This is a genomic window from Kribbella sp. VKM Ac-2571 (genome assembly GCF_004362255.1).
GTDB classification, from domain to species: Bacteria; Actinomycetota; Actinomycetes; order Propionibacteriales; family Kribbellaceae; genus Kribbella; species Kribbella pratensis.
The window spans coordinates 146,776-156,726 of the sequence record NZ_SNWS01000008.1 but is presented as its reverse complement, the minus strand read 5'-3'; the positions used below and the strand labels follow the sequence as shown (position 1 = coordinate 156,726).

The 9,951-nt window shown below is 68.6% G+C and carries 10 protein-coding genes; 4 read left to right on the top strand and 6 right to left on the bottom strand.

Annotation, left to right across the window (positions count from 1 at the left end):
• Positions 1-19: 19 nt before the first annotated feature.
• Both EV651_RS19175 and EV651_RS19170 read left to right on the top strand, forming a co-directional pair.
• Entirely contained in the window at positions 20-946 is a 927-nt protein-coding gene (locus tag EV651_RS19175) for a hypothetical protein (RefSeq protein ID WP_133786563.1), read from the top strand.
• 1 nt (position 947) lies between these two features.
• A complete protein-coding gene (locus EV651_RS19170; RefSeq protein WP_238157060.1) occupies positions 948-1,862 on the top strand; it encodes a hypothetical protein in 915 nt (304 codons plus the stop codon).
• On the opposite strand, the gene EV651_RS19165 is transcribed toward EV651_RS19170, so the two are convergent.
• The 3 genes from EV651_RS19165 to EV651_RS19155 form a co-directional block, all read right to left on the bottom strand.
• Positions 1,838-2,305, bottom strand: a complete 468-nt coding sequence (locus EV651_RS19165; protein ID WP_133786562.1) for a hypothetical protein — start codon at positions 2,303-2,305, stop codon at positions 1,838-1,840. The genes EV651_RS19170 and EV651_RS19165 overlap by 25 nt on opposite strands.
• A 116-nt stretch (positions 2,306-2,421) precedes the next feature.
• The gene (locus EV651_RS19160; RefSeq protein ID WP_133786561.1) at positions 2,422-3,297 is read right to left on the bottom strand and encodes an NAD(+)/NADH kinase; all 876 of its coding nucleotides are present in this window, start codon (positions 3,295-3,297) and stop codon (positions 2,422-2,424) included.
• The gene (locus EV651_RS19155) at positions 3,294-4,286 is read right to left on the bottom strand and encodes an SPFH domain-containing protein (protein ID WP_133786560.1); all 993 of its coding nucleotides are present in this window, start codon (positions 4,284-4,286) and stop codon (positions 3,294-3,296) included. The genes EV651_RS19160 and EV651_RS19155 overlap by 4 nt, the downstream gene beginning before the upstream one ends.
• 78 nt (positions 4,287-4,364) lie before the next feature.
• On the opposite strand from EV651_RS19155, the gene EV651_RS19150 reads away from it, so the two are divergent.
• Positions 4,365-5,048 carry an NUDIX domain-containing protein gene (locus EV651_RS19150; protein ID WP_133786559.1) on the top strand — a complete coding sequence of 228 codons (684 nt, stop codon included), beginning with the start codon at positions 4,365-4,367 and terminating at the stop codon, positions 5,046-5,048.
• Here the strand turns inward: EV651_RS19150 and EV651_RS19145 are convergent, their stop codons facing one another.
• Positions 5,049-6,998, bottom strand: a complete 1,950-nt coding sequence (locus EV651_RS19145; RefSeq protein WP_133786558.1) for a hypothetical protein — start codon at positions 6,996-6,998, stop codon at positions 5,049-5,051.
• An 85-nt stretch (positions 6,999-7,083) separates the two neighbouring features.
• Entirely contained in the window at positions 7,084-7,992 is a 909-nt protein-coding gene (locus tag EV651_RS19140; protein ID WP_166658660.1) for a carbohydrate kinase family protein, read from the bottom strand.
• 76 nt (positions 7,993-8,068) lie between these two features.
• On the opposite strand from EV651_RS19140, the gene EV651_RS19135 reads away from it, so the two are divergent.
• Positions 8,069-9,331: a lipase gene (locus tag EV651_RS19135; RefSeq protein WP_133786557.1), complete on the top strand. Its 1,263-nt coding sequence runs from the start codon at positions 8,069-8,071 to the stop codon at positions 9,329-9,331.
• On the opposite strand, the gene EV651_RS19130 is transcribed toward EV651_RS19135, so the two are convergent.
• Positions 9,321-9,950: a CoA transferase subunit B gene (locus EV651_RS19130; protein ID WP_133786556.1), complete on the bottom strand. Its 630-nt coding sequence runs from the start codon at positions 9,948-9,950 to the stop codon at positions 9,321-9,323. The two genes, EV651_RS19135 and EV651_RS19130, sit on opposite strands and share 11 nt — an antisense overlap.
• Position 9,951 lies beyond the last annotated feature (1 nt).

Here is a 9,951-nt window from a genome sequence, read left to right as displayed (position 1 = left end):
CCTCCGAAAGGACAACCTGATGTTCCATAAGGTCCTTGGGCTCGCCGGTGCTGCCGGACTCGCGCTCACTCTTGGTCCGTCGCTTCAGCCGGCCGTAGCCGCACCCGTGACCAAGAGCGCGGTCGCGGCGGCCTGTGCACTCGGGCTGGGCTCGTTCGACTCGGCCTCCGGCGTCAACAGCCGGATCGTCAGCGCCACGGCGCCGCCGACGGTCAGCCCGGTCCTCAACACGCCGAACGTCTACACGACGCCGTACGCCGTGAGTAATCCGACCGCGTTCACCGCGGTGCCGGCGGGCAACGGCCGGACGACCCGCAGCGGCAAGGTCGTCTGGGGCGCCGGTTATCTGATGGAGAGCACCTACACCATCGGCAGCGACGGCAAGATCGTCGGTACGCCGGTGTTCCGGCGGATCGGCAACGGGTGGGGCGGGCGGTTCCTCATCCAGTCGCAGTACAAGGCGTCCGCGACCAGCAAACCGACCCGGACGATGCTGTACTCGCAGGACATGTACGGCAAATTCGGACGCTGGACCGATGTCGGCAAGGGCTTGCGCAACACCGGGTACGTGACCGGGATGAGCACGATGAAGTCGTTCGCACTGATCGCCACGACGCCGACGTACGACATGTTCCTGGCGAACAACCGCGCGGGCGGTCTGTACACGGTCAAGATCCCGACCAGCGTCCCGCTGAAGCCGATCATCACGCCGGTGCGGACGTCGAGCTGGCAGATCTTCGAGCAACTCGTCGCGGCCCCGTGCGGCCGGACCGGTTCGATCCTGCTCGGCATCGACAAGGACACCAAGACCGCCCACCTCTACGCGGTCGGCCACGCGAACGGCACGTCAACCGTGATCAAGAGCCTCGGCAAGGCCCCGGGCGCCTTCACGGACTGGGAGCACTTCCGCTTCACTCCGGCGTACGACCCGCTGAACGGAGGCTGACATGTGGTGGCGAGCGGCAGCAGTAGCGAGTTGCGCGCTGCTGGCAGCGGGCCTCGTGCCGACGTCTGTCGAGGCCACGGGGCAGGCGACGACCGAGGCGTGCTCGGCAGGGATCGGCTCGGTGACGGCGCAGGGTGAACATGTCATCCGCGGCCTGAAGGCGACGAACCCGCCGTCGATGAGTGCGGGGTCATCGGCCGTGAAGCTGTACGCGCCCGGGGTGGTCCGGCTGAGCACGTACTTCGAGGACTATCCGGGGTCCGGTGGCGGCACCTCGCGGATCGGGAGCGTCGTCATCGGGGACAGCCTGTACGGCAGCTCCTACTACCTCGACGCCGGTGGCGAGTCCATGGGGCCCCAGCTGACCCGGATCGGCGGCGGCTGGTCGAACTTCACCCAGCTGGAGCGGGCGACGTTCGACAAACCGGTCGGGTCGGGGATCGTTCCGCGGGCCGAGCTGTACGCGCTGCGCAAGGACGGCGTGCTGTTCCGCTGGCACCACACCGACGCCGGCTGGCGCAGCACCGGGTCGTACCCGGGGTTCGCGGTGGTCAAGTCGATGGCCGTGATCAGCAAGACGCAGACGTACGACACCTTCATCGCGAACACCCGCGGCGGCGCGCTGTACACGATCCGGATCCCTACGACGTCACCGATGAAGCCGATCGTCAGGCCGATCCGGACCAGCACGTGGCAGGGCTTCGAGACGTTGATCGCGGCGGCGTGCGGTCAGTACGGCACGCTCCTGCTCGGCATCGACAAGGACACCGGCAACGGCTACGCGTACGCCGTCGGCCACGCCAACGGGACCGCCACGATCATCAACGGCCTGGGCAAGGTCAACAGTTCATTCACCGACCCACTCCACTTCCGCCTCGCCCCAGTCTCCTTCTACGACTCCCTCAACGGCGAGTGATCGCGGACCAGTACGGTCGCGAGGCGCGCCTTCGTGGTGTCGTCGGACGGCGTGTACGTGATGACGAACTGCCCGTCGTCGCCGGGTAGCTGGAGTGATTCCAGCGAGAAGGTGAGTTGCCCGGCGACCGGGTGGTTCAGGATCTTCGGGCAGTGGGAGCGGTTCTGGACGTCCTGGGAGGTCCAGAACCGCTCGAACTCGGGGCTGGCGGGGCGGAGTTCGTCGACCAGGGCCGCCAGTTCGGTGTCGTCGGCGTACTCGGCCGAAGCCTTCCTGAGCAGCGCGACAGCGTCTTGTGCCACGGTCTCCCAGTCGGCGTAGTACTCGCGGGCTCCGGGGTCCAGGAAGCACGGCCGTCCTCGGTGGTCACCGACCTGGAGCCCGGGCTGATCGACGGCACCGAACTCGCCGCCAGCCGCCCCCGAAACGTAAACCTCCCGCACCTGATCATCCAACCGTCCAAGGAGATCTGATATGAGCCGGGCTTGGGGAGGACTTCTTCCCAAATCGGGCACACAACCCTCCCCAAGTCCCCTCCGCCCGCGTGGCACGCCGCGGGTCAGAGCACCAGGTGCAGCTTGATCGGGGCGACGGCGATCTCGAGTTGCTGACCCCAGCTGATGTTCAGGGTGTCGGACTCCATTCCGTCGCCGAACACGACCAGGTCCGACTCGGCGGTGATCGTCAGCGAATCCGGTGCCTTGAGCAACCCTTCGGTGTTGTCGGTGCCGGTCGCCGGGGACGGCCAGGCCTCGCGGACGAACCAGCACAGCACCGGATCAGTCGGCGTTGGGAGTGCCAACGGACTGCGCCGTTCCTGCCACGCCGATCGGCACCAGCCGGTGGATCCGGTCCCGGTGCCGATCAGGATTCCGGACGACGACTGCCGCTCCGGTAATCCGTCGGGCGGACTCAGCCGGTAGCGCGCGGACTGGTGCGTCCGGTGGCCGACGTACACCTCGTTCAACGCGACCAGCTGCTGCCCGTCGTCGGTGCTCGCGGCAACCATCGTGCGCTCGGCGACCTGGCGTTCGGTCAGGAGATCGGCGATCGCGGCGGGTTCGTGCGGCACGAGTACGCCGGGGTTGCGGGACGGCTCGGGATTGATGCCGATCACCGGCTGGCCGTCCAGGTACTTCGCCACGTTCGCGACCAGCCCGTCCTGGCCGACCGCGATCACCACATCCTCCGGGCCGAAACCGAACCGGTCGAGGTCGTTGCGCTCGGCAACCGCACGGCGCCAGTCCAGCGGGATCGCCGCCGAGACCGTGGCAAGCGCGTCCTGCTGGGCCTGGTGCCGGGCGTCGAGTTCCGCCAGATCCCGCCCGCGGCCGGCCAGGAAGAACCCGGCCTGCTGCCGCGTCCCGTGCCGGGCGATCAGCTCGGTGAGTTCGGTCGCCCGGTGCACGATCACCGCCCGTGGAGGAAGCGTCATCGCTGCTCGGCCAGCCTCGTGAGAAGCGGCGTGATCAGGTCCGGTGTCACGTTGAGCGTGCCGATCTCCGGTAGTGCGCCCTGCTTGATCGCGAGCGCGAGGATGGTCGCCTGGTCGAGTTCGGCGTACGCCTCCAGCAAGGCCTTCTCGGCAGCGGCCTCCGCCGCACCGATCACCCGCTTGGCGTCCGCCTCCGCCTCGGCCATCGCGCGCTGCCGACTGGCTGCGGCCTGCGTCTCGATCTGACCGGCCGCCGCGGCCTCGGTCGCACGCATGCGCTCGTTCTGGCCGCGCTGGTTGACCAGTTGCTCTTCGCGCCGGGCGAGCTCGATCTGGTTCTGCAGCTCGTTCTCCGCGATCGACCGCTCCCGCTCGACAGCCATTGCCCGGCGTTCGTACGTCGCCTTGTCGGCGGCCTGCTGCACCATCTCGCGCGTCGGTGTCTGCAGCGCCTTCTCCACATCCCGCTCTGCGCGTACGGCGACCACGCGCACGTCCTCGACGCCGATGCCGAGCCCGGTCAGCCGCTGGTCCTCCCGCAGACCGGTGCCGACCGCCTGGCGGAGCGCGGTCATGCCCTCGGACAGCGTCTCGGTGAGCGTCATGCGGGCCAGCAGATCGAGTGCGGTCTGTTGTGCCAGCTCGGTCAGCAGCCCGCCGAGCTGCTCGAGCGGGGTCGACCGCCAGAGCCCGGTGTCCGGGTCGATACCGAAGTCCAGCCGGCTCGCTGCGAGCGCCGGGTCGGTCACCCGGTAGGTGACGGTGGCCTGCACCACGACGTCCTGGAAGTCCTGCGTGCGGCCGTGGAACAGCAGCGGCTGCTCGCGGTCGTCGACCGGGATCTCGCTCAGCGACGAGTTCAGGGCCCGGAACCAGAACGCCTGGCCGGCGCCGTCGTGCGCGACCTTGCCGTTGCGCAGGTGCCGCACGTGGGTGGTCGGGTTGGCCCGCAGGTGGCTGATGAAGCGGAACCGGGTGATGTCTGCCATCTCTTCGTTCTCCTTGTCGTCAATATGACGATAAGAGGTTGGGTGACTTCTCGTCAAGGTGACGATTAGAGTGGGGTCATGGACTTCGAGCCACTCGGCCTGGCCACGGACCTGGTCATCCTGACCGTCCGCGACGGCCGCCTCCAGGTGTTGCTGATCCGCCGCGGCATCCCGCCGTACCAGGGCCGGTGGGCGCTGCCCGGCGGGTTCGTGCGGCCGGACGAGGACCTGGAGACGACCGCACGCCGCGAACTGGCCGAGGAGACCGGGCTGTCCACGGAGCGGATCCACCTCGAACAGGTTGCGACGTACGGCGCTCCCGATCGCGACCCGCGCGGCCGGGTGGTCAGCGTGGCGTACCTGGCCCTCGTGCCGGACCTGCCCGCACCCGTCGCGGGCTCCGACGCCGCGTCGGCGAGCTGGGTCGACGCCACCGACGTACTGGACGACGCGGGTCGGTTGGCGTTCGACCACCACCGGATCCTGGCCGACGGCGTGGAACGCGCCCGCGCCAAACTCGAGTACTCACCCCTGGCCACCGCGTTCTGCCCCCCGGAGTTCACCATCTCCGAACTCCGCGGCGTCTACGAAGCAGTCTGGGGCCTCCCCCTCGACCCCCGAAACTTCCACCGCAAGGTCACCAAAACCCCCAACTTCGTAGAACCCGCCGGCGGCACGACGACCCGAGACGGCGGCCGCCCCGCCCAACTTTTCCGCCGCGGCACAGCCACAACCCTCCACCCCGCAATGGCCCGCGGTTGATCAACCGCTCAGCGGGGTGACAGTCACCACCCGGACCTTCGCAATCGTCATGGAGGCCGGGGCACCGCCTGGGTGCTGAACGGCCCAGACCTGCTGGCTCAGCCAATCGGTGACCGGGAAGGGATCAGTATCCGTGATGTCGAAGTCCCGGCGAATGCGCTCACGAACGAAGTCGATGAACCGTGCGTTCCGCTGCAGGGCGGCGAGATCGGGGTCTCGCCCGATCCACTCCACGGCCCGTGGGTTCGCCGGGTCTTCGCTGACCTGTTGCAGAAGTGAGATCACCAGATCCACGTCCGCCTCCTGCAGGGCCGGCCGATCGGCGTCCGGGGCGAGGCCGAGCGTCAGCGCGCAGGCGTAGTTGTAGGTGGCCTGCCAAGGAAGCGACCGGTGACGTCGCCGTGGCGAGGTTTCGTCGACCACATCGCGGGCGTGTTGCCGAGCAAGGTCGAGATCCGGCGCTGGGCCTGGCCTCTGTTCGAGGTAGGCGCGCCGGGTCGCGCAGAGGAATAGTGCGGACTTCACGATCGTGCGTGCCGTCCGCACCGACCGTCCTTGGGCCAACAGACCGGTAGAAGACGAGCGCTCGGCCCGACTGAAGCACTTCCTCGCGGTCCAGCGCGCCCAGCCGACAGACCGTTGATACGCTTCGAGCTCTCTGCGGGCGACGTCCAGGAGTTGCAGCCGGAACCGCGTCGTGTCGGGGTCGTTCAGGAATTGCTGGTGACCCTTGCGGTCCAGCAGTCCGGCGCGCCGGAGATAGTCGGCGATGTCCGCGACCTGGGTCGGCCGCGCTCGCCGCGATTGCTGGTCGCGTCGAGCTGACTGCCAGTCGGCTTCGAATGAGTCACCGGCCGCCATCGTGAGCGAGATCCCCAGCCGGTACCGCGCCGACAGGAACTTCGGAAAATCGGCCCGGGTGCGTGCATGCAGCCGCAGGGCCTCCAGGGGACGGCTCTGGAGGTCGTACAGACTGGCAAGCTCGTACCGCACGATGCCACTGGCTGGACCATCGCGTGCCACCGGCTCCAGCAGGTCCCGGCTCGTGTCGTGATTCGCCAGCACCTTTTGGAACGAGTGTCCGTAACCAAGGGACGGCGGGCAGAGCAGGAAGGCAGCAAGATCGTCCGCGCGTTCGGCGGCCGGTTTGCTCCACTCTGGCGTTGACTTGTCGTCGCGCAGCAGGACAGATGCCAGGTACGCCGCCGCGTGCTCGGCCGCATCGCTGAGCCTGACGCGGTCGAAGGTGGTCACCCCGGCGCTGGCATCCGTGCGGCGGTCGCGCAGGTCGACCGTGACCCAGAGTTCCGGATTGCGCGGGTCGCAATCGGTCGTCTCAGGTTCCCAGTCCGCGCACCGCTCGGCGTACAGCCTCGCGACGTAGCTCCGCGGTGAGGGCAGCACCATGGTGAAGAATCGGAGTACGCCCGCTACCAGCTTGCCGCCCTTCACCTCGCTTTGTTCCACCACTGTGGCGACAGTCTCGCCGCGGCTCGCGCCAGGCAGCGGGCCCGGTTTCCGGAGCGCCACAGCAGGAAGCCGGAAGCGCAGCTCGGCCAGAAGGTTCTGCGTGATCTCGCTGTCGTGGGGATCGGCGGCGGCAATGTCGACCCGCGGCGACTCTCGGTGCGCCGCCAGCATCTCGAGCCCCAGATAGCCGACCACGACGATGGCCAGGAACGCCACCCAGGCCGCGGTGTTCACCTCGATGTCTCTTCCCAGCAGGAGCTTCCAGAACCAGCCGACCACTGTCCGGAAGGAGTCCGTGAACCTCGTGGCAAGATCCTGCTTGCCTGCTCCCGCATCCCATCGGATGAAGATCAGCGCCGTAGCGCCGACGATCAGGACCGCCACGATCCGCAGTGTCCGCCTGGTGAAGCTCCAGGCGATCGCCGCCAGAACGAAGACCGCCGCGACAGTCACCAAACTCGCACGCCAGGCCCAGTCCATGACGCCCCCCTCGGTCCCGACACCCCATCCGCTCTTATCTGACCGCAGGTTGATCGACGGCGACAGGGACCTTGGTCACAAAGGGTCAGGGCACGGTTGCTCTGCTGCGAACAGCGAGTTCCTCGGCTGTGATCAGGTTGGTGTGGGTACCGGCGGTGCTGCACGCCCAGGCGCCGGCGATCGTTCCGGCGGTGGCGGCGGCTTGCCAGGGGGCTCCGTCGAGGTAGCGGGCCAGGAAGGCGGCTACGTAGGCGTCGCCGGCGCCGTTGGTGTCGACGACAGGGCGGTCGGGGAACGTGATGGCGGGGAAGTGGCGGACCGGTTCGCCGCGGACGTGGAGGTAGCTGCCGTCTGCGCCGGCCATGGCGACCACGACGTCGGCGCGCCCGTTGGCGAGGATCCAGTCCACGCCGTCGGGTGGCAGGGCGGCGGCGGAGACGAACACGATGTCGGAGGCGGTGGCGAAGTCCTTGTGGTGGTCGTTGCGGCCGTCCCAGTCGTGCAGGTCGGTGGAGATCGAACGATCGGCGGCGATCGCGTCCCCGAGGGCGTCGCGGGCGAAGTCCATGATCGAGACGTGGACGTGCTGGGCGTGCCGGATCACCGGGCGCCACAGGTTCGGGTCGACGCGGAGACCGCGCGGGTGGCGGCCGTCGTACATCGAGAGCCGGCGACCGTCCGGGGCGACCAGGTTGACCGATCGGCGGGTGCCGCTCGGGTGCAGGACGACCCGCAGCGGGATGCCGAGTTCGTCGTACGTACGGCGGATCCGCGCACCCTCGGGATCGTCGCCGATCACGTCCACCAGCCCGGTGTTCAGCCCGAGCAGGTGACAGCCGAGCGTGACGCCGTGCCCGGTGTGCGCCAGGTACGACTCGATCGGTTCGACCGGAACCGTGTCCACATCCGCCAACGGCAGGCTGGGCACCCGCACGATCGTGTCGATGCCTACTCCGCCGATCACCAGCACATCCAACTCCACCCGTCCCGTCATACCCGACTTTCGCCAGGGATCACAGGTGTCTTTCGCAAGCTGAACGGATAGTTGGTCTCCGGGCACAGTCGGGTCCATGCTGAACCGACGAATTCTGCTCACCTCCGCCGCCGTATCCCCACTCGCCGCCCTCCCCGCCCTGCGAACAGCAGAAGCAAGCACCGCGGTAGCGGTCCCCACGCGAGGCGCCGCGTCGTCGGCGGGACGCACGCGTGCGGTGCCCGTCCAGATTCGGCTTCCGCGGCCGACCGGTCCCTATCCGGTCGGCACGACCGAGCTTCACCTGGTCGACGCCGGCCGTGACGACCCGTTCGTTCCCGGGCGCCCACGCGAGCTGATGATCAGCATCTGGTACCCGGCGAGCCGGCTGACCGCGCCGGCGCCGTACCTCCCGCCGTTGACCGCCGAGGTGTTCGGCGAAGGTGCGGCGATCGCCCTGCAGCAACCCGTCGGGACGATCGACTGGGTCGGCGCCAAGAGCCACGCCGGCCTGCTCGCCCCGGTCTGCCCTGGGAAGCGGCCGGTCGTGCTGTTCTCGCCGGGGTTCGGCGTGCCGCGCGGACTCGCGTCGATCAGCGTCACCGAGCTCGCCAGCCGCGGGTACGTCGTGGTGACCGTCGACCACACGTACGAGGTCTCAGCCGTCGAGTTCCCCGGCAACCGGATCGAAGTACAGACCTTGCCGCCCGCGCCGTACGCGATGCTCGCCCGCACGACCCGCTTCGCCGACCTGCGCTTCGTCCTGGACAGCCTCACCCGGCTCGCCCGCGGCGAGAACCCGGACGCGGACCGACGCCGCCTCCCCAAGGGTCTCGGCAACCTCCTCGACCTCGACCGGATCGGGTCGTACGGCCACTCCGCCGGCGGCCTCAGTTCGATCGACCTGCTGGTCGCCGACCCGCGGATCCGCGCCGCGATCGACCTCGACGGCGAGCTCGGTTACGGGTACGACGACCCGGCCGACGCACCGACCGTCGCGAAGGGCACGAACCGCCCGTTCCTCCTGATGGGCTCGGGCGCGATCGGCCCGGGCCCGCACGACCACCGCACGGACCCGTCCTGGGGCCTGTTCTGGGACCACTCGTCCGGCTGGAAGCGCGACCTGAATGTCCCGAACGGCCGCCACTACAGCTTCGTCGACTACCAGGCGCTGATCCCGTGGTTCCAGCGGTTCTTCATCGTCCCGCCGGACCTGATCGCGAACACCGTCGGTACGGCGAACGTCGACCAGGTACTGCGCGCCATGCGCACCTACATCCCGGCGTTCTTCGACCAGCATCTCCGGCACCGCCCGTACGACTGGACCCGTGCGCTGCCGGAGACGAGGTTCATTGCTTGATCGGGGCGCCGGTCTTCTCCTGGAGTTCGTCGAAGGTGACACCCTCGGCGAGCTCCACCAGCTGCAGACCGTCGTCGGTGACGTCCAGGACGGCGAGGTCCGTGATGATCCGGTTGACCACGCCGCGACCGGTGTACGGCAGGTCGCACTCCTCGAGGATCTTGTGCGAGCCGTCCTTGGCGACGTGCTCCATCAGCACGATCACCTTCTTCGCGCCGTGCACCAGGTCCATCGCGCCGCCCATCCCCTTGACCATCTTGCCGGGGATCATCCAGTTCGACAGGTCGCCCTTGGCCGACACCTGCATCGCGCCCAGGATGGCCGCGTCGATCGCGCCGCCGCGGATCATCCCGAACGACAGCGACGAGTCGAAGAACGAGGCCCCGGGCATCGTCGTGACGGTCTCCTTGCCGGCGTTGATCAGGTCCGGGTCCTCGTCGCCCTCGACCGGGTACGGCCCGACGCCGAGGATGCCGTTCTCGGACTGCAGTACGACGGTGACGCCGTCCGGAATGTAGTTCGGGACCAGGGTCGGCAGGCCGATGCCGAGGTTCACGTACGAACCGTCCTCGAGTTCGGCGGCGGCCCGGGCGGCCATCTGCTCACGGGTGAGTGGCATG